Origin of the sequence: Enterococcus italicus (assembly GCF_023743875.1) — a bacterium.
Classification (GTDB): Bacteria; Bacillota; Bacilli; order Lactobacillales; family Enterococcaceae; genus Enterococcus_G; species Enterococcus_G italicus.
In genome coordinates this window covers 269,020-293,722 of record NZ_JAMRVB010000001.1, presented here as the reverse complement: position 1 = coordinate 293,722, position 24,703 = coordinate 269,020, and the positions used below count along the sequence as shown (strand labels likewise).

General features: G+C 41.0%; 22 protein-coding genes and 1 other RNA gene. 8 read left to right on the top strand and 15 right to left on the bottom strand.

What is annotated here, in order from left to right:
- Positions 1-23: 23 nt before the first annotated feature.
- From ffs to NE257_RS01345, 7 genes are all read right to left on the bottom strand, one after another.
- An RNA gene (gene ffs, locus NE257_RS01375) (signal recognition particle sRNA small type) lies at positions 24-110 on the bottom strand.
- 26 nt (positions 111-136) lie between these two features.
- Positions 137-652, bottom strand: coding sequence for a tRNA adenosine(34) deaminase TadA (gene tadA / locus NE257_RS01370; protein WP_040366904.1), 516 nt, complete (start codon positions 650-652; stop codon positions 137-139).
- Between the two features lie 70 nt (positions 653-722).
- Positions 723-1,058 carry a hypothetical protein gene (locus NE257_RS01365; RefSeq protein WP_007208860.1) on the bottom strand — a complete coding sequence of 112 codons (336 nt, stop codon included), beginning with the start codon at positions 1,056-1,058 and terminating at the stop codon, positions 723-725.
- 80 nt (positions 1,059-1,138) lie between these two features.
- Positions 1,139-1,831 (bottom strand): zinc metallopeptidase, encoded by a 693-nt coding sequence (locus NE257_RS01360; RefSeq protein WP_007208861.1) that lies wholly within the window; start codon positions 1,829-1,831, stop codon positions 1,139-1,141.
- Between the two features lie 80 nt (positions 1,832-1,911).
- Positions 1,912-2,730, bottom strand: coding sequence for a diaminopimelate epimerase (gene dapF, locus NE257_RS01355; RefSeq protein ID WP_251885622.1), 819 nt, complete (start codon positions 2,728-2,730; stop codon positions 1,912-1,914).
- Positions 2,731-2,741: 11 nt separating this feature from the next.
- A complete protein-coding gene (gene lysA / locus NE257_RS01350) occupies positions 2,742-4,034 on the bottom strand; it encodes a diaminopimelate decarboxylase (protein ID WP_251855200.1) in 1,293 nt (430 codons plus the stop codon).
- On the bottom strand, positions 4,031-5,197 hold the full coding sequence (locus NE257_RS01345; protein WP_251885621.1) for a M20 metallopeptidase family protein: 1,167 nt from the start codon (positions 5,195-5,197) through the stop codon (positions 4,031-4,033). The genes lysA and NE257_RS01345 overlap by 4 nt, the downstream gene beginning before the upstream one ends.
- Before the next feature lie 165 nt (positions 5,198-5,362).
- Here NE257_RS01345 and dapA point away from each other — a divergent pair, with 165 nt between their 5' ends.
- The 3 genes from dapA to dapD are packed head-to-tail and all read left to right on the top strand — an operon-like array spanning position 5,363 to position 7,747.
- On the top strand, positions 5,363-6,244 hold the full coding sequence (dapA, locus tag NE257_RS01340; RefSeq protein WP_007208865.1) for a 4-hydroxy-tetrahydrodipicolinate synthase: 882 nt from the start codon (positions 5,363-5,365) through the stop codon (positions 6,242-6,244).
- 12 nt (positions 6,245-6,256) lie between these two features.
- Positions 6,257-7,012: a 4-hydroxy-tetrahydrodipicolinate reductase gene (gene dapB / locus NE257_RS01335; protein WP_251885620.1), complete on the top strand. Its 756-nt coding sequence runs from the start codon at positions 6,257-6,259 to the stop codon at positions 7,010-7,012.
- Between the two features lie 21 nt (positions 7,013-7,033).
- Complete coding sequence (gene dapD, locus NE257_RS01330) at positions 7,034-7,747, top strand: 2,3,4,5-tetrahydropyridine-2,6-dicarboxylate N-acetyltransferase (RefSeq protein WP_251851197.1); 714 nt, start codon at positions 7,034-7,036, stop codon at positions 7,745-7,747.
- Positions 7,748-7,863: 116 nt separating this feature from the next.
- Here dapD and NE257_RS01325 read toward each other — a convergent pair whose 3' ends face one another.
- The 7 genes from NE257_RS01325 to NE257_RS01295 form a co-directional block, all read right to left on the bottom strand.
- Complete coding sequence (locus tag NE257_RS01325) at positions 7,864-8,127, bottom strand: hypothetical protein (protein WP_251851196.1); 264 nt, start codon at positions 8,125-8,127, stop codon at positions 7,864-7,866.
- Positions 8,128-8,148: 21 nt separating this feature from the next.
- The gene (locus NE257_RS01320; RefSeq protein ID WP_251885619.1) at positions 8,149-9,117 is read right to left on the bottom strand and encodes a DHH family phosphoesterase; all 969 of its coding nucleotides are present in this window, start codon (positions 9,115-9,117) and stop codon (positions 8,149-8,151) included.
- Between the two features lie 14 nt (positions 9,118-9,131).
- A complete protein-coding gene (locus NE257_RS01315) occupies positions 9,132-10,463 on the bottom strand; it encodes a DRTGG domain-containing protein (protein WP_251885618.1) in 1,332 nt (443 codons plus the stop codon).
- 2 nt (positions 10,464-10,465) lie between these two features.
- Positions 10,466-11,149, bottom strand: a complete 684-nt coding sequence (locus NE257_RS01310; RefSeq protein WP_251851193.1) for a metal-dependent hydrolase — start codon at positions 11,147-11,149, stop codon at positions 10,466-10,468.
- Between the two features lie 273 nt (positions 11,150-11,422).
- A complete protein-coding gene (locus NE257_RS01305) occupies positions 11,423-13,102 on the bottom strand; it encodes a ribonuclease J (RefSeq protein ID WP_251885617.1) in 1,680 nt (559 codons plus the stop codon).
- 139 nt (positions 13,103-13,241) lie between these two features.
- The gene (locus NE257_RS01300; RefSeq protein ID WP_251855195.1) at positions 13,242-14,294 is read right to left on the bottom strand and encodes an aspartate-semialdehyde dehydrogenase; all 1,053 of its coding nucleotides are present in this window, start codon (positions 14,292-14,294) and stop codon (positions 13,242-13,244) included.
- Between the two features lie 365 nt (positions 14,295-14,659).
- Positions 14,660-15,700 (bottom strand): LacI family DNA-binding transcriptional regulator, encoded by a 1,041-nt coding sequence (locus NE257_RS01295; protein WP_251855194.1) that lies wholly within the window; start codon positions 15,698-15,700, stop codon positions 14,660-14,662.
- A 282-nt stretch (positions 15,701-15,982) separates the two neighbouring features.
- On the opposite strand from NE257_RS01295, the gene NE257_RS01290 reads away from it, so the two are divergent.
- Together NE257_RS01290 and pgmB are read left to right on the top strand one after the other, a co-directional pair.
- Positions 15,983-18,271 carry a glycoside hydrolase family 65 protein gene (locus NE257_RS01290; protein WP_007208876.1) on the top strand — a complete coding sequence of 763 codons (2,289 nt, stop codon included), beginning with the start codon at positions 15,983-15,985 and terminating at the stop codon, positions 18,269-18,271.
- On the top strand, positions 18,271-18,942 hold the full coding sequence (gene pgmB, locus NE257_RS01285; protein WP_251855192.1) for a beta-phosphoglucomutase: 672 nt from the start codon (positions 18,271-18,273) through the stop codon (positions 18,940-18,942). The genes NE257_RS01290 and pgmB overlap by 1 nt, the downstream gene beginning before the upstream one ends.
- 39 nt (positions 18,943-18,981) lie before the next feature.
- On the opposite strand, the gene NE257_RS01280 is transcribed toward pgmB, so the two are convergent.
- Complete coding sequence (locus NE257_RS01280) at positions 18,982-20,763, bottom strand: glycoside hydrolase family 13 protein (RefSeq protein ID WP_251855191.1); 1,782 nt, start codon at positions 20,761-20,763, stop codon at positions 18,982-18,984.
- Positions 20,764-21,033: 270 nt separating this feature from the next.
- Here NE257_RS01280 and NE257_RS01275 point away from each other — a divergent pair, with 270 nt between their 5' ends.
- From NE257_RS01275 to NE257_RS01265, 3 genes are all read left to right on the top strand, one after another.
- Positions 21,034-22,296: an extracellular solute-binding protein gene (locus NE257_RS01275; RefSeq protein WP_251885616.1), complete on the top strand. Its 1,263-nt coding sequence runs from the start codon at positions 21,034-21,036 to the stop codon at positions 22,294-22,296.
- A gap of 103 nt (positions 22,297-22,399) precedes the next feature.
- Positions 22,400-23,749 (top strand): carbohydrate ABC transporter permease, encoded by a 1,350-nt coding sequence (locus NE257_RS01270; RefSeq protein WP_251851186.1) that lies wholly within the window; start codon positions 22,400-22,402, stop codon positions 23,747-23,749.
- Positions 23,750-23,753: 4 nt separating this feature from the next.
- Positions 23,754-24,623: a sugar ABC transporter permease gene (locus NE257_RS01265; RefSeq protein ID WP_007208882.1), complete on the top strand. Its 870-nt coding sequence runs from the start codon at positions 23,754-23,756 to the stop codon at positions 24,621-24,623.
- Positions 24,624-24,703: the final 80 nt, after the last annotated feature.

Genomic DNA, 24,703 nt, shown 5'->3' with positions numbered 1-24,703 from the left:
ACACTCATCTACTTTGACTTCCGTTATGTATCAGACACATGAAGACGCCTGCTTAGTGCTGCTTCCTTCCAGACCTGACACCATTCACAAGGTCCTCATTGTCCTAGCCTTTCGGCACTCATTAGTATACCTTATTTTATTCAGGTAAGCTAGTCTTTTTTGAGGCGAACTTTTTCTTTTGTCGCAATTCTTTAAAGAAGGTCCGCAACAAGTCGCTACATTCCGCCTGTAAAATCCCTGCTTCTACGTAACTCCAATGATTAAAGCGTTCATCTGTCGCTAAATTTAGCAAGCTGCCCGTTGCACCACCTTTGGGATCATAAGCGCCAAAGTATATTTCTTCTACTCGCGAAAGCATCGCAGCACCTCCACACATTGGGCATGGCTCAAGTGTAACAAATAACTGACTGTCCTCTAAGCGCCAGCTTCCTACCTTCGCGCAGGCTTCTCTAATCGCGATCATCTCAGCATGCATCGTCGCATCTTGCGTTGTTTCCCGTAAATTATGACCGCGGCCGATGATTTCCCCTTCAAGTACGACCACTGCCCCGATTGGTACCTCAGCGATTGCTTGGGCTTTTTTTGCCTCACCAATGGCCGCGCACATAAAATATGCTTTCTCTTCCTTTGTTAATGTACTCGTTTTCTCCACATTTTTCCCCTTTGATTCGTTTCCTTCACAAAAAAAGACTGTCACATTGCTTGCAACAGTCTTTTACTTTTTAAAATACACTCGTTACTAAATCTTGTAATTTTTCTTTGACAGTCTCTGTCGTTTCTTTGACGTTGTTTCCATAAACTGACACTTGTTTTTTGCCTTTTTTAACTTTTTTGACTACATTCATAACGTTGTTAATATCTTTGTCGCTCAAATTATCAACAACCCCTAAGAGTGTTTCATTTCCATCAAACTTATCAGAAACGAATTTTTTAATTTTCCAACGATTACTTGCATAGCGTACTTTCGTTAATACTTTGTCCGAAACGACGGCTGCTGTTACAATTCCTGTTACTGCTATCACACCTACACCAATTGATAATTTTGTTGAAGTTTTCATAGTTATCCACTCCTTCTTCTAACTTTATGATACCACGGGGCAGTCATTTTGTTTACTGAAATGATTGTTTACACGGGTGCCTAATTACGACGATTGTTGGCAATCACGATTAGTCGTAATAGCTGCAACAAGGTCGTAATCGCAGCAGCAACATATGTTAATGCTGCTGCAGTAAGGACTTTTCGCGCCATGGGTAATTCTTCTTCAGTCAATAAGCCGCCTTCTCCTAAAATTGCTAACGCGCGTCGTGACGCATTAAATTCGACTGGTAACGTCACCACTTGGAAAACAAACGCCATTGAAAAAGCAAGAATTCCGAGATTGACTAAAAACGATCCTCTTAAGAATAAACCAATCAAGATTAACGGCATTGATATCGCCGATCCTAGGTTGGCAACGGGGACAATCGCTGCTCGGATTCTAAGCGGTGCATAGCCCACAGCATCTTGCACGGCATGACCACATTCATGCGCTGCGACGCCGATAGCAGCGACGGATGTCGACTGAGCTGTCGATTGTGACAGACTTAAAATTTTCGTCCCTGAATTATAATTGTCTGTCAAATCACCAGCAATCTCTTGTACTCCGACATTATGAATGTCTTGATTTTTCAAAATATACTGTGCCGCTTGGGTACCGGTGACTCGCTTTTTACTTTGAATTTTGTCGTATTTGCTATAGGTACTTTTGACAAATGCTGAGGCAGCAAGAGAAAGTGCCATACCAACGACGACTAATAAAAGGGTGAAACCATTATCTAAGCCAAATATCATTTTTTCGTCCTCCTATCATTTCTTTTATTTTACCATGCTTAATGATAAAGGAACACTTCTGTTTGCTTATTCAAAAAAATTTAAATAGTTACATCTTCATCGACGATCGATCCTTCAACGACAATATTGGTATCGCCAATCAAGAACAATTGATCTTTTTGAACTTGAACTTGCAATACACCGCCAAGAGTCTGAAGTGAGACGGTCGTGGACGGCACAATGCCTTTTTTCACTAACGAGTACGCCGTTGCCCCAGCGCCAGTCCCACAGGCGTAGGTAAAGCCCTCGACGCCTCGCTCAAATGTCCGTAAAACAATCTGTCCTTGATCGTCAATCGCATAGAGATTCACATTGGCGCCTTTTGGAAGATAATCCCAATGACGTAATTCTCTAGCAAATGACTCAAAGGATGCCAATGGCTCTGTCGCTAACGCATCACACCGGACAACGAGATGAGGCAGACCAGGATTTCCTAGTTCAATATAATCTACTGAAATATTCTCATAAGGTAAATCAAATTGGTCCACGGTAGGTTCATTTAATTGGACTTTATACGTCCGCTCATCTAGCCGCCATGCCGGCACATCACCTGCCACTGTCTCAATCACCATCTTGTCGCTAGCGAGGCCATTTTCAAAAGCATAGCGTGCCAGACAGCGTGCGCCGTTGCCACACATTTCGGCTTCTGTTCCGTCAGCATTAAAGAAAATCATGCGTACATCGCCCGTATTTTGCGGTACATCGACGACCATCAATGCATCTGAACCGACAGACAGACGTCTTTGGCAGATTTTTTTCGTCAATGCCACCAATTGCTCATTGGATAAGTGTAATTTTTGGTTATCAATCACGATAAAATCATTACCGGCACCTTGCATTTTATAAAACGGAATTTTCATAATCATCGCTCCTAACGTAAATGAGTTGGTATCACTTCATTTTGGATCATTTGTTGGTATGATTGGCGTTTAACGACTTCTTCCGCTCGACCTTCTTTGACAAAAATAACTGCAGGAATGGCAATTTTATTGTAGTTACTCGCCATTGAGTAGCCATATGCGCCAGTCGTATAGGTAGCGAGAATATCCCCTGTCGCAACTTTCGGCAAGAGCGCATCTTTGACTAAGATATCCGTGCTTTCACAGATTTTACCAGAGATTGTAACCGGCTCAAGGTCTTGGTCGGTTCGCTTATTTGCGATGGCTACTTCATATTGTGCCTGATACAGTCCTGGTCGGATATTGTCAGTCATGCCGCCGTCGATTGAAGCATAGGTCCGGATACCTGGCAGTTGCTTGATACTACCAATTGTATGAAGCGTAATGCCTGCTTCAGCGACAATGCTTCGACCTGGCTCAATCACAATGGTCGGCCGATAGAGTTGATGCTCTTCACAAAAAGTAATCGTCGCCTCCATCAATGGGTCTAAGAAATATGCATAGGGTTGACGAACATCTGCTTTTGTATAGCGTACGCCAAAGCCTCCACCATAGTTCAACTCCTTCACCTCATAGTCAAAGCGCTCTTTGATTTGTTTGACTAGGTTTAGTGCCACATTCGCCGCTGCTAGGTGGGTCTGGTTATCTGCTAGTTGACTCCCAATATGAAAATGAATGCCGTAAAAATCAATTTCCGGCGCATCGATTGCTTGCTTGATTAATGGAAACAACACCTTCTCGTCCAAAGGTATCCCAAACTTTGAATCTTTTTGGCCCGTGGAAATGTAACGATGCGTTTGGACCGTAATTTCAGGTGTAATTCGAAAGAGCACCTTTGCCGTTTGTTTTTTTTCACGACAGATGTGTTGAATTAAGTCCAACTCTTGCATGCTATCAATGATAAAGCGACCGACTCCATAATCCAATGCTTCTTCTAGCTCCGCAACTGATTTATTATTGCCATTAAATTCAATTTTTTCAGGTTCAAAGTCAGCGGCAATCGCCGTGTATAATTCGCCACCGCTGACCACATCCAAGCACAGGCCTTCTTTTTCAACTAACTTTAGCATCGCTAGAACATTAAATGCTTTAGAGGCATAGGCGACTCGTACGCGTTCATATTTTTGGATAAAGTCTCTTTGTAATTCTCGGCAAGCTTGCTCAATCATCGACTCTGAAAAAACATAGAGTGGCGTGCCATATGTTTTCGCTAATTCGACTGTGTCGCAGCCATCCCACAAAAGATGATTTTTTACTTCGCTCATACTGATTCCCCTTTATTTAATTCTGCAATTAATTGACGGTAGCATTCAATACCGCCTAATAGATACGTTTCGTCAAAATTCATCTTGCCACTATGCAACGGTGCTACGTATCCTTTGCTCTCATTGCGGATTCCTACAAAGAAAAACAACCCGGGAATTTCCTTTTGGTACATCGAAAAATCCTCTGCCAACATATAAGGCGGCGTTTGGACATAGGATGTCTTAGCAATTTTCTTTAAGGCGTCGACCATACTTGGGTCGTTGTCAACGACGCGATACATATGATTAAATTCAACCACACATTCACAGCCATATCCTTTGGCAATTTCGGTCGCCACACATTGGACACGCTCTGTCATGGTATCGTATACATCATCAGAAAACGCCCGCATGGTGCCCTCAATTTTTACCATACCAGGAATGATATTCATCGCTTCGCCACCCGTTATTTTGCCAAATGTTAAAACTGCAGACTCCATGGGGCTGATGTTTCGTGAGACGATCGCATGCAAGCCTTGAATAATAGCTGAGGCTGATAGGATCGCATCAGCTCCTTGCTGTGGCTGCGCGCCATGTGAGCTAATACCTTTAACGGTTAGGTAGATTTCGCCATTTCTAGCCATCATGGCATGCGACTTACAGGCAATGATTCCTTCATCAAATTCAGGAAATACATGAAGTCCGATGATTTGATCGATTTGAAATTTTGTCAAAAAGCCATCGTCAATCAATAATTGTGCGCCACCTGGTCCTTCTTCAGCCGGCTGAAAGAGTAAGACGATAGTGCCGATAATTTCTTCAGGATGCAAGGATAGATATTGAGCGAAGCCTAGCATAGTCGCCATGTGCCCATCGTGACCACATGCATGCATCTTGCCAGGGTGTTTAGACGCAAACTCAACACCCGTCTCTTCCATTACAGGTAATGCATCGATGTCAGTGCGAAAAGCAAGTGTCTTGCCCTCTTTTTCTCCGCGGTAGACTGCTATGACTGCTGTATCTAATAAATCATAGACTTCCGTTACCCCGAAGTCTGCTAGTCTTTTTTTTATGTAGGCACTTGTCTCTTTTTCTTGTAGCCCTAATTCAGGTATCTGGTGTAGCGCTCGTCGATCTGCGACAACCTCTGTTAACAAATCATTTACGGCTGAACTTATTTCCATCAAATCATTCCTTTTTTTCTTTTTCCTCATGATATTCTCGCCATTTTCTCGGATAATCATTGATATTTTCTAATATTATAGTATATAATTCCAATAATCTATAGTGAATTGGATTTTTTATTTAATTCAGAAAAAAATAGATGTGTACGAGAGGATGTGTAAAAAATGGCAATTTTTGAAGGCGCTGCAGTTGCATTAATTACCCCAATGAAACAAGACGGAACGGTGGACTATGAAAAGCTGGATGAATTAGTAGAATGGCAAATTCAGTCAGGCATCGATGCAATTGTTGCATGTGGGACAACTGGTGAAGCCTCAACCTTAGTTGATGAAGAACATATCGCTGTTATTGAAGCAGTCGTAAAAAAATCGGCAGGTCGTGTGCCTGTCATCGGTGGGACTGGTTCAAACAATACCGAACATGGGATTCATTTATCAAAAGAAGCCCAACGCGTAGGAGCCGATGCCTTATTAGTCGTTACTCCTTATTATAATAAAGCAACGAAGACTAGTTTGATTGCACATTATCGTGCAATTTGCGAAAGTGTCGATTTACCTGTCCTACTGTATTCTGTTTCTTCAAGAACGGGCATGAATTTAACAGCGGAAACTGTTGCCGAACTGAAAAAAATACCAAATATTAAAGGCATCAAAGAAGCTAGCGGTGACATTTCACAAATCGTTGAAATCGCCCGCTTAGTTGATGAAGACTTCGCTCTTTATTCTGGTAATGACGATCAAGTCCTTCCTTTATTATCAGTCGGTGGTCTTGGAGTCATCTCAACAATCGGCAATATTGCTCCTAAGCAAACCTCACAAATGGTACACGATTATCTTCAAGGTGACTTGAAAAAAGCAAAAGACATGCAACTAACACAAAAACCATTGATTGATGCGATCTTCGCCGAGGTAAATCCTGTGCCAATCAAAGCTGCTGTCTCTTTATTAGGCAAATGCGAGCTGCATTACCGCTTGCCACTAGGAGTACCAGAAGACGCCACTGTCGACCGTCTGAAAAAAGAGATGACCGCATTCGGTTTGTTATAGGAGGAAAACTTTATGACAAAAATCATTTTAAGTGGTGCTCAAGGACGAATGGGTAAAGTCATCACGCAACTGGCAACAGAAAATTCTGCTTATGAGATTGTCGCTGGTATCGATCGCCAAGTAGTTACCTCTGCAACTTTTCCAATTTATCACACCTTAGCAGATGTGAAGGAATCAGCAGACGTAGTGATTGATTTTTCTTATTTTGAAAACGTGCCTGCTTTGCTAGATGATGCACAGGCTTCCGCCCTACCGATTGTCGTCGCTACGACCGGCTTACCTGAAGAAACGCTAAAAAAAATGGAGAGCGTCTCGCAGACGATTCCTGTCTTTTTTTCGGCAAATATGTCTTTAGGTATCAATGTATTAATTCAAGCCCTTCAACAGATTACCCCAAGTCTTGAAGCGGACTTTGATATCGAAATGATTGAAAAGCATCACAATCAAAAGAAAGACGCTCCAAGTGGGACGGCTCTTTTATTGGCAGATAGTATCAATGATGTTTGCCAAACAAAAAAAGAATATGTCTTCGGTCGCCAAGGCAATCACAATGAAAACTTACGTAGCCAAATGGGAATCCACGCTGTTCGCGGTGGTACCATTCCCGGTGAGCATACCGTATTGTTTGCCGGCCAAGATGAACTCATTGAATTAAAGCATACCGCACTGTCACGCGATATCTTTGCCAATGGTGCCTTAAAGGCCGCGGCATTTTTGGTTACGCAAAAACCTGGGCTTTACTCAATGAATGACCTAATAGCCCACTAATTTAAACGAAGAGGTGACTCCATGTCTGACTTACAATTTACAGATCCATATGAACTGGCAAAATTTATTAAAAATGCAACGAAGCAAACCCCAGTCAAAGCTTATATTTCTGGCGACTTGGCTGACGTCAAAGCTACCGACATCCACTTATTTGGAAGCAACTCTTTTTACTTTGCTGTTGGAGATGCTGAACCAATCCAAGCTTTCCTTGAAAAAAACAAAGCTGCAATCAAAGATGTCTATGTCGAAAATGACCGTCGTAACTCAGCAGTCCCTTTACTAGATTTAACGACAGTTGATGCCCGAATCGAACCAGGCTCATTTATTCGTGACCAAGCAGTCATCGGCAAGAATGCTGTCGTTATGATGGGTGCTGTGATTAACATTGGTGCTGTGGTCGGCGAAGAAAGCATGATTGATATGGGCGCGATTCTAGGCGCTCGTGCGACAGTCGGTAAAAAGGCTCACATCGGTGCAGGCGCCGTGTTAGCTGGCGTTCTCGAACCACCTTCAGCGACACCAGTGATTATTGAAGATCACGTCTTAATTGGTGCCAACGCTGTGGTATTAGAAGGTGTACGGGTAGGTGAAGGCGCAGTCGTCGCAGCTGGATCTGTGGTGACTCAAGATGTTCCTGCCGGTGCGGTCGTAGCGGGCTCTCCAGCCAAAGTCATTAAAATGAAGGACGAAAAAACCATCTCTAAAACAGAATTTCTAGATGATTTACGCAAGTAGCATACACAGCTGAGCCAAAAACTAGCAAAAGACCAAAAAAACCAAAAGTTTGAGAAATAACTTCTGGTTTTTTGGTCTTTTTTAGCTAGTTTGGCTCAGCATCTTGCTATATAACTTTACTTTCCAAATGGTAAGACATTAACAATACCAACTAACCATTGCTTTCTTTGTAGGCGGGCCAATAGCTTTTTGCCCGCCTGTGTTAACTCACTTTCAAGTGAGAACCTCCGTAAAGACTGAATAAGCACGACTAATTCTTGATCTTCAGACTGACTAGTCGCTAATTTTTCAACTGTCTGATTGATTAATAGCTTCTCTGCTTTAGATAAATCAGGATGATTTTGGACATACTTCGTTAAATAATTGGCGAACCTATTCATACAATCGCCTCCATTTTTTGACTATATCATCTTTTCATTTTCTGCCATATACTGTTGACACAATGCTTGAATTTCTTGATAAATCTCTTGGACCTCAGCTAAATCAGTCGCATTGGCTCCACTTGCTAGTGGATGACCACCACCATGATGTTTTTTGGCCAATTCGTTAATGACTGGTCCTTTTGAACGCAGACGCACGCGATAGGACCCGTCAGGTTGTTGCACAAAGATCGCCCACGCCAAAATTTCTTCGATATTGCCAGGTAAGGAAACCACACTAGCCGTTTCTGAATCACTCACACCATATTGCGCCATCAATTCTTTGCTGAAAATAACTTTGGCTGCTCCGTTTTCATCAGCATCAATTTGTTCATAAACATACCCGGATAGCCGTGCAACTTTTAGTGGCATTTGTGAAATTTGCCGATTTAATTTGGATGCATCAAACTCAAATGTTCTTAATTTAGCTGCTAAGGACAACGTTTCGGTTGAAGTAGATGGATACAAGAAGCGTCCAGTATCACCAACGATACCCGCATAGAGTAGCCGAGCTGACTGTTCATTCATCACTAATTGTTCTGGAAATAGTTGCCAGAATGAGGCAATCATTTCACTACAACTACTTGCATTGGTGTTCACCCAGACGATATCGCCATATGGCTCATCATTGGGATGGTGATCAATTTTGATTAGCTTATCCCCTAATGAAAAGCGCTTGTCACTTACTCGAGGAGCATTGGCCGTATCCGTAACAATGACTAGAGCACCTTGATACAAATCATCGCTCACCTCTTGCATCTCTGCTAGAAAAGCCAATCCTTCGACTGGACCACCCACTTGATAAATTTCTTTCTCTGGATAAGATGATCGCAGTAATTCTGCTAAGCCTACTTGTGACCCTAGCGCATCTGGATCAGGACGCATATGGCGATGGATGATGATTCGTGAATAGGCTTCGATTGCTTGTAATATTTCTGCTTGCTTTTGCATAATTTTTCCTCTTTCTAAGGTCGTTCCATCAATTGACAAACCACCATCGCCTTAGCAACTAATGAATTCTCAATATAGACTTCCATATCGATTTTTGCTGACCGTCTACCTAGCTCTAAAATGCGTGTCTTTAATGTAAATTCACTTTCCAATTGAATTAAGCGGAAATAGTGCAAACTCACTTGTTCAATCCACACATTTTTTCTTTGATTGACTTTCATTGTTTGTTTTGCCGCATGAGCGACCACTTCATTTAGCACACCAAACGAGATGGTCCCCATCTCATTCACCATCTGCGGCGCAACTAAAAAGCGAAATTCTGGCTCACTAAGTTTCCCATCGACAGCTTGTGGAGTGGTCATCTGAATTTGACCCGTAATTTGATCAGAAATGGTATCAGAGACTTGTGGTTGTCTTTGAATCAACTGCATAGCCTTCATAATATCTTGTCTCGTCACAATCCCAATCAGCGTCAAATCATCTGCCACAACCGGCATCACTTCTAACCCATCCCAAATCATTTGGTGACTGACAGAGGCAACGCTCATTTCTTTTTTGACTATTCTTGGCTCTTTTGTCATCAGTCGCTCAATTGATTGTGTCTCGTTTTTACCCAAAATATCTTTGGCGGTAACAATTCCAACGACGCGCATACTCTTATTGACGACTGGGAAACGTGAATGCTTGGTTTCTTCGGCGATGCGATTGTATGCAGCCACCGTATCACTTATCGTCAAATAATGAGTTTTTTCTAACGGCATATAAATATCACTAACGAGCAATATATCCTTTTTGATTAATTGGTCACTTAGGGCCCGATTAATCATCGTCGCTACGGTAAAAGTATCATACGTCGTTCTCAAGACTGGTAATGATAATTCATCGGCTAAGGTAGCAATCTCAGGGATCGTATCGAAGCCACCAGTAATTAAGACCGCCGCACCGTCCTCTAGTGCTAATTTTTGTGCATTGGTACGATTACCGACAATCATCAATGATCCTGGCGTCACATAACGCTCCATCGCACTGACTTGCATCGCCCCAATCACAAAGCGATTGAGATCTTTATCCAATCCACTTGCGCCACCTAATACGTCCGCTTCAGTAATCTGAACCACTTCACGAAAAGTAAGTTTTTCGATATGTTTTTTTAATTTTCGTTCAATACGAATTGTTCCAACACGCTGAATCGTTGACACAAGACCGATATTCTCGGCATCTTTAATCGCTCGATAAGCCGTTCCTTCACTGACTGATAAATCTTTTGCTATTCCTCGCACTGAAATCCGTTCACCCACCGGTAGGCTTTCAATATGGTTTAAAATCAAATCGTGTTTTGTTGCCATGATTACACCTCGATTGTTTCACCGACAGTCATTACTTTGCCGACACCTTCTGGCAAGCGAGCAATAAATGCTGTAGGATCTTGTTTGATTTGTGGAAATGTATTGTAATGAATTGGTACTACTTTTTTTGCATGTAGCCGCCCCGCAGCTATAACTGCATCATCTGGCCCCATCGTAAAGTTATCACCAATTGGTAGAAACGCAACATCAAGGTCGTACTTTTCACCGATTAATGCCAAATCACTGAAATCCGCTGTATCACCAGCATGGTAAATTGTCTTACCATCTGCTTCAATGACTACACCTGTTGGCTCCCCTAAATAAATCGTCTGACCATTCTCTTGGATACTAGAACTATGTAGTGCTGGCGTCAAACTCACACGCCCAAAAGGAAATAAAAAGCCACCACCAATATTTAGACCATGGGTTTGCGCTATACCTTTATTGCTTACATACCTCGCAATTTCAACAATACTGATGACAGTTGCTTGATTTTGCTTTGCAATTGCCACTGTATCTCCCAAATGATCACTATGGCCATGGGTCACTATAACCCACTTCGCCTTTACATCACTCGGTGCTTTATTCGTCAAGGGATTATTTGTTAAAAATGGATCGATAATCACAGCAGAACCATCCTTCATCGTTACCTCGATAACTGAATGTCCTTGGTAGGTAATCTTCATCACTAGCACCCTCCATTTCAGAATTGTTGCAGTTTATTTTATAACAGTCTTATACGAGCATTATAACAGATAATTCATTTTTGGAAAATACAGGTTACTTAAGAAAAAAATCCTAGTGCAACAGAAATCAGGTCGTACTGCTAAATCCGAATACAGCAAGACAGCATTAGCTACGACAAAAAAAAGCCATAAAATCCAAAGTTTAGAAACAGCTTCTGGATTTTATGGTCTTTTTACTTGTTACTGTGCGCCTCTGTCTCAGTCACTTCTGTATTAGCGACGACGATTTCTACCACTAGCTTCCATAATAACAGGTAGAATGACCGGTCTGCGTTTTGTTTGTTCGAAAAGGTATCGACTTAATTGATCGCGAATGTCTTGTTTTAATTTCGCCCATTCGAACTCTTCGTCTTGTAGGTGTTTGGCTACAATCTCGCTTACCATCTCGCCACTCTCTCTAATTAAGTCTCGGCTTGCTTTTACATAAACAAAGCCTCTAGATGTAATTTGTGGTTTTGACACAATTCGTTTTTCTCTACGATTAATTGTCACTACAGCAATGAAAATACCATCTTCTGATAATACTTTACGATCACGCAATACGATATTGCCGATATCTCCAACGCCGATACCATCGATCATAATGTTGTCAGCAGGTACAGTACCCGCTAATTGCATTGTTCCGTTGGCATAAACTAAGACATCTCCTTTTGCAAGCAAGAATACATGATCTTCGGCAATTCCGATTTCTTTGGCCAACTCTGCGTGAGCAACCATTTGGCGGAATTCACCTTGCACCGGTAAAAGATACGTTGGTTTTAATAAATTAATCATCAGTTGCAAATCACTCGGATTCGCATGGCCAGAGACGCGGAAATTATCAGAAATATTTTTTACATTTCCACCTGCTCGATACACCATATCTTCCGTTTTAGCAACTACGGTTTCCATGGCAATCGTAGGTGTTGTTGTAATGTAAACCAAATCACCTTCTTGAATACGTAACGTACGGTGTGTGCCGTTTGCCATTTTTTGTAGTGACTTGATTGGCTCACCCATCCGTCCAGTTTCTAAAATAAGCAATTGATTGGCATCATAATTTTTCATTTCTTTTTGCGTAATAAACAAGTCTTCATCTGGTAACGTCAAGCTACCTAACTTCATCGCCGTACGAATGATTTTGCCAAAATCTTGTCCTGTTAAAACAACCTTCCGACCTGAAACGACAGACGCATCCAGAATTTGCTGTACCCGCTGGAGGTTACTTGCCACGCAAGCGACAATAATCCGACCCTCCCAGTACTTGATGGTATCTGTGACTTCATCGGCAATTTTTGCTTCTGAAGCGACTTGAGCTGGATTTTCAGCATTGCTAGAAGTGCTCAATAAGGCCAATACCCCTTCGCGACCAATTTCAGCCAAACGAGCAAAATCTGTTTGGTACATTGGAACAGCTGCTTGGTCAAACTTAAAATCACCTGTATAGACAATATTGCCGGCTTCTGTTTTTAAACTAATCCCTACTGATTCAGGGATTGAATGTGTTGTCCGGAAAAAGCTGACCGTTGTCGTGCCAAAATCAATCTCAGTGTGCTCATCAATTACATGAAATTCTTTGTATTTCTTGGTCGCTTCATTGCGATGAACAATCATTTTGGCCAATTCCACTGTCAATTTGGTTCCAAAGACCGGCACCGGTACTCTTTCTAGAAAATATGGTAATGCGCCAATCGCATCTGCGTGTCCATGCGTCAAAAAGACCCCTGCAACACGTTCGGCATTTTCTTCTAAATAGGAAAAATCAGGAATGACTGTATCAATTCCTAATAATTCATTCTCTGGATAGCGCAAACCGCAATCCAATACAAAAATATCTTCTCCCACTTCAGCCACGTACATGTTCTTTCCGTTTTCTCGTACGCCACCAAGTGGAATCAGTTTGATATCGTCCAAAAAATTCACCTCTTCAATCTTTTTTCTTATCTATCGATTCTTAATAAAATAGATATCCTCAAGCATTCGCTGATCCCTTTCATTATACAACAAAAAAAAGAAAAGCGTGGGATTCCCCAAACTTTTCTTAAAAAATCACTTAAATATGAAGCAAATCCATTTCATGTAATGTCTCTGCAATTTGAACAGAATTCCAAGCTGCACCTTTTAACAGGTTATCAGAGACGACCCATAGATGCAGACCGTTTTCGATATCCAAATCTTTACGAATCCTTCCAACAAATGTTTCTTTTTGATCCACACACTCGATTGCTTGTGGGTAAACTTGTTGGCTTGGATCATCTTCCAAGACCACTCCAGGAGCACTTGCAAGTGTCTCACGCACATCTTGCACACTAATTTTTTCTTTCGTTTCGATGTAAACAGATTCTGAATGGCCACTTGCCACGGGAATACGCACACAGGTCGCCGCTACTTTTATGGCAGCATCTTCCATAATTTTTTTGGTTTCATTCACCATCTTCCACTCTTCAAACGTGTAATCATCTTCAGCAAATTTGTCAATTTGAGGTAAGGCATTAAAGGCAATCGGATAATGCTTTTTGTCTGCTCCAGCTGGTAAGATTTTAGCTTGCCATTCACTTGCTGGTACACCATTCAAATAGTCTTGCGCTTCTCTTTTTAGCTCCTCTACTGCCCGTGCACCTGCGCCCGACACTGCCTGATACGTCGAAACAATGATACGATCCAATCCTGCTTTTTGGCGAATTGGTTCTAACGCAACCATCATTTGAATCGTCGAACAATTCGGATTTGCGATGATTCCTTTGTGTTTTTTCAGTGCTTCTTTATTGACTTCAGGTACTACCAATGGCACTTGTGGATCCATGCGGAAATGACTCGTGTTGTCCACAACAACTGCACCACGTTTGACTGCTTCTGGTGCGAACGTAGCAGAAATGCCACCACCCGCACTAAACAAAGCCAAATCAATTCCCTCAAATGACTCTGGTACTAGTTCTTCGACTATCAATGTTTCCCCTTTAAATTGCAATGTTTTGCCAGCAGAACGCTTCGATGCCAACAATACCACTTTCTTTAAGGGCAATGTTGTCTGCTCCAACATTTGAATCATTTTCGTTCCTACTGCTCCTGTTGCGCCCACGACCGCAACATTGTACCCGTTACTCATTCACGAACAACTCCTCGTTATTAAAACTTTTTCATCATTTTATCACACTTTTCTTTCTATTACACAAGTTAATTTGAGGTATGTATGTAAATAAACATTCTTTTTCATTATGCGATGAAAAACACAGCGAACACAGAACTGGTTTAGCTAAACAAAAAGACCAAACAATCCGAAAGTTCCATCAACTTTGGATTGTTTGAGCTTTTTACTCGGAGCTATACGCTTTTGTCACGCCCCCTTTTAAACGGTGTTCAAATGCAGCCCTCTCGGCACTACGTCAAAAAATTTTAAAAATTTGAGAATCAATTTTCAAAATTTTTGAACGTACTGCTCGGAGCTACGCGCTTTTGTCACGACCTCTTTTTTTATTCATCGGTTTTATTAAGGCGCAGAACGGTCTCTCGTTCAATCAATTTATGCTGAATAAATACTTTTTGTTGCGGTGCATCGGCATGCTTTAATTGGCGGATAAATTGTTGCACTGCCACCCGACCCAACTCTTCTGTATAAATATCAATGGACGTAATGTAAGGGTGAATCAAGGTTGAAAAAATTGAATTATTAAAGCTGACAATCGATAAGTCATCTGGGACACGATACCCCAATAAATTACATAATTGAATCACTCGTAGCGCAAACATATCATCTAGTACGATCAAAGCAGTCGGTTTTTCAGCTTCCAACATGTCACTGAACGCTAGATAATCTTCTGTTTTTTTAATTAATGCTCGTGGAAACACTGGCAAATCCGCATCCATTAATGCCTGTTGGTAACCAAAATAACGCTCATGGAAAACATTTTCTTTTTCAACATGGGTAACAAATAATATTCGCTCATGTCCACACTCCATTAAATGATGGGTAGCCGTTTGCCCCAACAGGCGATTGTCATTATCGACGATATTCGTCGTATTGGTATACTTATATGGCTGGCCGATGACCGTATGAGGAATATAGTTGTCTTCTAAATAAAGTAAGACAGGGTCTTCTCGTTTGGTGTATAGCAAAATAAACCCATCGACTCGTTTTTGTTTGTACATTAACTGGACCGTGTGCAATAGTTCTTCTTGCGTTTCACCAGAAGCAATAGCAATTGTAACATCATATTGGCTTGCTTCTTGATCCATCGCCGTAATCGCTTCCAAATAAAACGGATTGCTTCGTCGTTCTTTCAACGAGAGTACTGGCATGACCACGCCAATCGTATTGGCAAATTTTTTGGCAAGATTTTGAGCGGCTACATTTGGCACATAACCTAGCGTCTCCATCGCCTTTTTCACTTTATCTTTGGTCTCTTTTGAGATACTCGGATGATTTTGTAGCGCTCTAGACACAGTAGATGGCGCTACCCCTACCTCAGTCGCCACATCTTTAATCGTGACTGCCCCTTCTTTTTTGTTTCGCATAACAAATCCCTCTTGCTCTTTCCAACATTTTCTTTCATAAGCATAAGGACAAACTACGTATTTGTCAATTTTCCTTTTCTTTCGCAAATCCGATCCAATACGGGTAGATTTTACGCAAACGATTCCGCAATGAATTTTCATTTTTAAATATCTAAACTATGCATAATTAGTATCTATCATTATAAAATAATATTCCAATCTTTTCTGATATTCTTATTGACAACGAAACCGTTTGTGTTTATTTTAAAAGTATACTGACAGAAGAAAAAAGGAGGATTTATTATGGAACACTTAAATCGGCTTTTTGATATCCATCCATGGAAACTAAAAACAACACAATTACACAAAGACATGCGTCTCCAAGAATCACTTACCAGTATCGGTAATGGCTACATGGGGATGCGCGGGAATTTCGAGGAAGGTTATAGTGGCGACCATCATCAAGGCACGTATCTGGCTGGCGTCTGGTACCCCGACAAAACAAGAGTAGGTTGGTGGAAGAACGGTTACCCTGACTATTTCGGCAAGGTCATTAATGCTTTGAACTTTTTAGCAATGACGATCACAATCAATGATACAGAAATTGATTTGGCGAAACTAACACCTAAATCCTTTAATCAAGAGTTAGACTTAAAAAACGGCTTACTTTCTCGCTCGTTCACATTAAATCTTCCGGAAGCGACGGTAGCCTTTACTTTCCGCCGATTTCTAAGCATCACTACTCAAGAAGCAGCTTGGATTGATGTGAACTTAGCCGTTCTCGATGGCCGCGCGTCAGTCAAATGGCGTTCCGCACTTACTAGCGATGTGCAAAACGAAGACAGTAATTATAACGAACACTTCTGGGAACCTATTGCCACTAGTTCGAATGGCGAGACGTCCCCCTATTTACAAGTCCGTACGATTCCTAATCAATTTGACATTGAACAATTTACCGTAACGGCCATGATGGATAACGAATTCTCCACACAGTTAACAAGCGACTACACACAGGCACCTTTAGCCGTCTCTGAGGAAGTAGCGACAGAATTAAAACAAGGCGAACAACTCTCTCTAACTAAACGTGTCCTTCTGGTCACTAGTCGAGACGTCGCACCTAGTGAACAAGTCGCGAAAGCAGCCACATTACTAGCTACTGCTAAAAAAGAAACATTCGACGAAGCCTTAACCCAACAAACCGCCGCATGGCAAAAACGCTGGGAATTAGCTGATGTACAAATTGCCGGTGACGATGAAGCCCAACAAGGTATCCGCTTTAACCTTTTTCAATTATTTTCTACTTATTACGGAGAAGACGAACGGCTAAACATCGGACCAAAAGGCTTCACGGGTGAAAAGTACGGCGGTGCGACATATTGGGATACTGAAGCGTACGCTGTCCCACTGTATCTCGCACTTGCTAAGCCTGAAGTGACGAAAAACCTATTGAATTATCGGTACAACCAACTGCCGCAAGCCAAACATAACGCAAGGCAACAAGGATTAGCTGGTGCACTTTATCCGATGGTGACCTTCACTGGTATCGAATGCCATAACGAATGGGAAATCACATTTGAAGAGATCCATCGCAACGGCGCAATCGCATATGCTATTTACAATTACACGAACTATACTGGTGACACAAGTTACCTTGCAACCCACGGACTGGAAGTATTGGCAGAGATTGCCCGCTTTTGGGCTGATCGCGTCCATTTTTCTAAACGGAAGGGTCAATATATGATCCATGGCGTTACCGGCCCAAATGAATACGAAAACAATGTCAATAACAACTGGTATACAAACACCTTAGCTGCCTGGGTCCTGCAATATACGATTGATAGCTACCAAAAATATCGTGACTCTACTCAAGCACGCATATCAGATGAAGAGCTAGTCCATTGGCAAGAAATCATCGATGGCATGTACTATCCAAAAGACGATGAACTAGGTATCTTTGTGCAACACGATACATTTTTAGACAAAGACCTAATGCCTGTTACCGACCTTGACACCGCTGAATTGCCACTAAATCAGCACTGGTCTTGGGACAAAATTTTGCGTTCATGCTTCATTAAGCAAGCAGATGTGCTACAAGGCATATATTTCTTTGGCGATGCCTATTCAATCGAGGAAAAGCAACGGAACTTCGACTTCTACGAACCAATGACTGTGCACGAGTCCTCTCTATCACCAAGCATCCATGCAGTATTAGCAGCGGAATTAGGCTTAGAGGAGAAAGCTGTCGAAATGTACCAACGAACAGCTCGACTAGATTTAGATAATTATAACAACGATACGCAAGATGGACTGCATATTACTTCTATGACTGGTAGTTGGTTAGCAATTGTTCAAGGATTTGCACAAATGAAGACCACTGAAAACACCTTGCGTTTCGCACCATTTTTACCGAAAAATTGGCAAGGATATGCCTTCCGTATTAATTATCGCAATCGCTTATTGGCGATTGACGTCAATAAACAAGTAACATTGACACTGATCTCCGGGGATCCTCTTGATGTGTCCTTATACGAAAAACCATACAAACTAGCGACCACATTGACCATACCTATGCCCACAAAGGAGGAAGACTAATGTTCAAAGGTGTTTTATTTGATCTAGATGGTGTCATTACCGATACAGCTGAGTACCATTTCCTAGCGTGGCAAGCACTCGCAAACGAGCTAGGCATCACCATCGATCGTAAATTCAATGAGCGATTAAAAGGTGTCAGTCGTGAAGATTCATTGCGGTTAATACTAGCTGAAGGAAAGCAAGAAGATCGGTATTCTCCTACCGAATTTGCAGCCTTAGCTAAGAAAAAAAATGACCATTATAAAGAAATGATTCAAAGTGTCACACCCGCCGATATCTATCCAGGCATTCAATCGCTTTTAACTGCCTTAAAAGAAAATCAGATTGGCATCGCGTTAGCATCAGCCAGTAAAAATGGCCCCTTTTTATTAGAACACCTAGGCATTATGACGCTTTTTGATACGATTGTCGATCCTGCTTCGTTAAAAGCCGGCAAACCGGCGCCAGATATTTATGAAGCCGCTGCAAGTCAATTGTCGCTTGCACCGTCAGAGTGTATCGGTATTGAAGATGCGCTCGCTGGCATTCAAGCAATCCAAGCAAGCGGCGCCTTACCAATAGGGGTTGGAAAAGAAGCTGACTTAGGAACAGATATCGCACTCGTCCCCGATACATCACAGCTAACTTACGACTTTCTATGTGATACATGGCAAAAGCAGATTCATTCATAAAAAATAAACCGGCCCTCAACTGACGAGGGCCGGATTTTTTTATTCTTCTATCAATATGGGATAAGCAGCAACTACAAATCCTTTTGGTTCAATAACAAGCTCACGATCTACTTGGTTCGTTAACGCATTCAAAAGAATTTCTCCCTTTTTGCTAACCGTTTGAGCTTCTTGACCGCTATTAAACTGTGCAATAAGGCTAGTACCTTCCCATTCTCTTTTTAGCGTCAATAGACCAGTGTCTTCATCTACCAATTGCCACTCCCAAGTCCCTTTCGCCAACAAGGAGGCGTATGTTTTACGTAAAGAAATCAAATCGGTCACGAATCCCTTAAGACTACCATCTTGCTCCTCTTCATCCCAGACCATACATTTGCGACAATCCGGATCCATCTCACCTGTCATTCCGACTTCATCGCCATAATACAGACAAGGCACACCAGGTTGGATATAGGTGAATGCCAATACTTGACGCATCAAATCCTTGTCTCCTTGCGTTTCACTTAGCAAACGCGGCGTGTCATGAGTATCTAATACGTTTAATTGCATTTGGTTGGTTTGATTGCGATAAAGCATTAACTGGTTGGCCATATCAGAAACCATTTTCTTCAGACCGATTTGACGCTTCACAAAATAATTCATAATGGCATCGGTATACGCATAGTTCATCACCGCGTCAAACTCATCCCCTTGAAGCCAACTTTGGGAAGAGTGCCAAATTTCTCCTAAAATATAAAAATCTGGTTTTATCGCGAAACAAGCTTGGCGAAACTTCTTCCAAAAATGATGATCGACCTCATTGGCAACATCGAGACGCCATGCATCGATATCAAATGTTTCAATCCAATACGTAGCAATCGATAGCAAATAATCTTGTACTTCAGGATTAGCTGTATTCAACTTCGGCATATGTGGTGTAAACGCAAAGACATCATAGGTCAGATCATGCGCTTCCTCAAAGTCATCATCGATTTTATACGTAGCAGGAAATTCATTGACATGAAACCAGTCGGCATATTTTGATTGTTGCCCATTTTCTAAGACATCTTGCCATTGTGGTGAGGTGTCTCCCATATGATTAAAGACAGCATCAAGCATGACTTTCATTCCACGGCTGTGACAGGCGTCAATCAATTCGTGTAGCGTCTCATCCGTCCCAAATGCAGGATCTACTTTAAAGTAATCAATGGTATCGTATTTGTGATTCGAATGGGCTTCAAAAATCGGACACAAGTAAATGCCATTGATTCCTAGCTCTTCTAGATAATCCAAATGGTCTATCACTCCTTGTAAGTCACCACCAAAAAAATCTTGGCGATCAGGGTTTTTACTCCCCCAAGGCAGCGTATCCACCGGATCATTCGTCGCATCTCCATTGGCAAATCGCTCAGGGAAAATTTGGTACCAAACAGTCTGGCTAACCCACTCTTGCGCTTTCACACGGTCAACTTCATGAAAGTACGGCATACGGAAATAATTATTCGGCATCTTTAAATACGTATCAGTCACCTCAAACACGCCATGATCGCCATAAAAAGCTTGAATATCGACTTGACTTTGAATGACAAAAGCATAACTCAACCGTTTGAATTTAGCCTTCTTTTCAATAAACCAGTAATCATATAAATCCGTCGAGGCAATTTTTTTCATCGGTTCTTTTTCTTGATACCATTGCTCTTTATCTAATAAATATGGATCTCCTGAAATTAGATAGACTTGCTTGCTATCGGCTCTGGCAGTCCGCAGGCGAATATGCATCGTATCTTTATCGTACAAATAAGCATACTCACTATCTGGACGATGATAAATTGCAGCTGTGTTCATACTCTTCACTCCTTCAATTGATTTCCAACTCATTATGGCACAAGCAACTATACGATTCAACATAAAAAAGACAAACGATTGCATAAAATGCTAAATAATTGGAATTATGTCAATTTTGTACCCTTGATATGCAGTAATGCCGATAAATCTCAAATCACCCTTACAATTAATTTGTCTAAAACAGTGTTTTTTCAAATTTCTCTTGACTATCTTCGCAAACGGTTGCATAATAATCATGTAAACTAAATTTATTTCATGGAGGATATTGAAATGAAAAAAAATTGGAGAAAATATGTTTCAACGGGTGTCGTGTTAAGTGCAACAGCATTACTATTAGCCGCTTGCGGTAGCTCTTCCTCTTCTAGTTCGGATAGCTCAAAAACAAAAGACAGCTCATCTGCTAAAGTCTCTGGAGATATCAAATTATGGGTAGATACAGAGCAAGTCGATATGTTCAAACCAATTGTTGCTGATTTTGAAAAAGAATATCCAGATGTCAAAGTCGAATTGACTGCCGGTTCATCTGCTGATGCAAAAAAAGATGTTTCAAAAGACCCTTCTTCTGCTGCCGATGTTTTTATGATGCCGCATGATCAAGTAGGACAAATGGCCGATGCTGGGTTACTTTATCCATTCACCGAAACAAAATTTGCTGATTCAGTAAAAGACAACAATGTCGATTCAGCAGTCGAAGGTGCCACTTGGAAAGATGAGTTATACGGATTCCCTTATGGTGTCGAATCGCAAGTCCTTTACTACAATAAATCTAAATTATCTGCAGACGATGTGAAGACTTGGAATACATTGACTTCTAAAGGAAAATTAGGTACAAACTTTGGTGACGCAGGTGCAAACTACATCTTCGGTCCATTATTTATGAGTAATGGCGATGTCTTATATGGAGACAATGGCGAAGATTTGACAGGAACAAACTTTAACAATGAAAAAGGGATTGAAGTCCTTAAATGGATTGCTTCTCAAAAGAGCAATAGCGGTGTCGTGCAATCTTCGACTGAAGCACTCGCTAACCTTACTGCAGGTACAACTGATGCTTTCTTATCTGGCCCATGGTCTAAAAATGATGTAAAAAAAGCACTTGGTGATAACATGGCCGTAGCGGCATACCCTACTGTTGACTTTGGCCATGGCGAAACACCAATGAAAGCTTTTTTAGGTGTAAAACTGTTTGCTGTTAACCAACAAACAAAATCACCAGTTGCTGCCTTGACTTTGGCTGAATACCTGTCTAATGAGTCTTCACAATTAAAAGAATTCGAAGAAATTGGCACAGTCCCTTCAAACAAAGATTTACAAAAAAATGAAAAAGTTACTTCTGATGCAGTTGCCAAAGCGGTTATGGAAATGTCTGATACTGACCACTCTGTCGTAATGCCAAAACTTCCAGAAATGAATTCATTCTGGCCAGCAATGGATGCCTTAATTAACGATACTTACAAAGGCAACATCAAAGAAAGTCAATACCAAGACAAACTAGATAAATTAGTATCTGATATGTCTAAAACGACTGAGTAGCACGAGTAGTGATGAATTTTCAGACGGACTTCGCTTCGCGTTGCGTAGTCCGTCTGTGTTTATTCATTCATACATAACTAAGTAGAAAGCGAGTTGATGGGCAATGTTCCATAAAAAGCGATACGAACAACATATGACATTTACGGAATTACTAAAGACTGGTGATTTTGCAACAAAGTTATCTTTTTTGATTATGGGGGCAGCTAATCTTGCCAACCGTCAGTTTTTAAAGGGCATTCTTTTTCTTGGAGCACAACTTGGATTTCTATACTGGCTCATTCGCAACGGTTGGCATGCATTAAGTATGCTAGGTACATTAGGAACGAAGAAACAAGGGCTAGTATTTGATCAATCACTAGGGATTCGCGTGTTGCAAGAAGGCGATAACTCAATGTTGCTTTTATTATTCGGGATTGCTGCAGTACTTGTTTGTATCATGATTTTGCTTTTATATATCATTAATTTAAAAAGTGCACGTCATATATTTGAACTAAAGCAAGCTCGAAAACCAGTCCCTACAACTAAGGAAGATTTAAAATCATTACTCAACGAACGCTTCCATGCAACCTTGATGACGATTCCTTTATTAGGGGTATTGTTCTTTACAGTATTGCCATTGCTGTATATGATTTCGATTGCCTTCACAAATTACGATCACAATCATCTTCCACCAAAAAATCTATTTAGCTGGGTCGGATTAAAAAACTTTGGGAATGTGATCACTGGGGATATGGCAAGTACCTTCTTCCCTATTTTAGCTTGGACATTGACCTGGGCAGTTGTCGCGACGGTAACTTGTTTTTTCTTTGGTATTATTCTTGCATTATTAATCAATACAAAAGGATTAAAATTTAAAAAAGTATGGCGAACTATTTTTATTTTGACAATGGCAGTTCCTCAGTTTGTTTCACTTTTAATTGTCCGTAATTTATTAAATGGAGCAGGACCAATCAATGCACTACTAATGAAATGGGGCTTGATTGATTCAGCAATTCCTTTTCTAACAGATCCAACGATGGCCAAACTGAGCATCATTTTTGTCAACATGTGGATAGGGATTCCAGCGACTATGCTAGTATCGACGAGTATTATTCAAAACTTACCCGAAGATCAAATCGAAGCTGCTCGGATTGATGGTGCCAATAAATGGCAAATTTTCCGCACGATTACTTTCCCACAAATTCTATTTATTATGACGCCTTCGTTGATTCAACAATTCATTGGTAATATTAACAATTTCAACGTGATCTATTTGTTAACTGGTGGCGGTCCTTCAAATTCCAATTATTATGGTGCTGGTTCGACCGATTTACTTGTTACTTGGCTGTATAATTTGACAGTAAATACGATGGACTACAACTTGGCATCTGTCATTGGTATTTTAATTTTCATTCTGTCTGCAGTCTTTAGTTTAGTCGCCTATACGCGTACAAATTCATTTAAGGAGGCCTAGTAACATGACTAAAAAAACCGTCAAAAGTTATCATAAGCAACAAAAAGTTACACTTTCGCTCGTTTACCTGATATTGGTTATTTTGGCTGTTGTCTGGCTATTTCCAATTGTCTGGATTGTGCTCACAAGTTTCCGTTCAGAAGGTGGCGCGTTTGTTCCGTATATCATTCCAAAAGAGTTCACTTTAGAAAATTATCGTATCTTACTTAGCAACACGACAGGTAATTTCCCGTTTGTCCGCTGGTTTTTAAATACCTTATTTGTATCAGTGGTTAGCTGTATCTTGTCGACATTTATTACGATTGCAATGGCGTACGCGTTATCAAGATTACGCTTCCGCTTACGCAAACCATTTTTAAAAGTAGCATTGATATTGAATATGTTCCCAGGATTTATGAGCATGATTGCTATCTACTATATTTTAAAAGCAATCAACTTAACTGGTAGCCTCTTTGCATTGATTTTGGTTTACTCGTCAGGAGCGGCTTTGGGATTTTATATTGCGAAAGGCTTTTTCGATACCATTCCAGTTGCTTTAGATGAATCGGCAATGATCGATGGGGCAAATAAATGGCAAATTTTCACTCGAATTACCCTTCCTCTATCAAAACCTATTATTGTCTTTACGTCATTGGGTGCATTCATGGGTCCTTGGATGGACTTCATTTTTGCAAAAATCATCATGGGTGATAATGTCAAAAATTATACAATTGCGATTGGCCTATTCACCATGATGACCAAATCAACCGCCAATTCCTTATTCATGGCATTTACAGCTGGTTGTGTCATCATTGCCATTCCAATCACCTTATTATTTATCTACTTGCAACGCTTCTATGTCGAAGGAATCACGTCTGGTTCTGTCAAAGGCTAATAAGATTTACTTTTTGCCAGTGAGTCAGACTAGACAGAATTAGCTACAAACAAAAGACCAGAAAATCCAAAAGTTTGAAA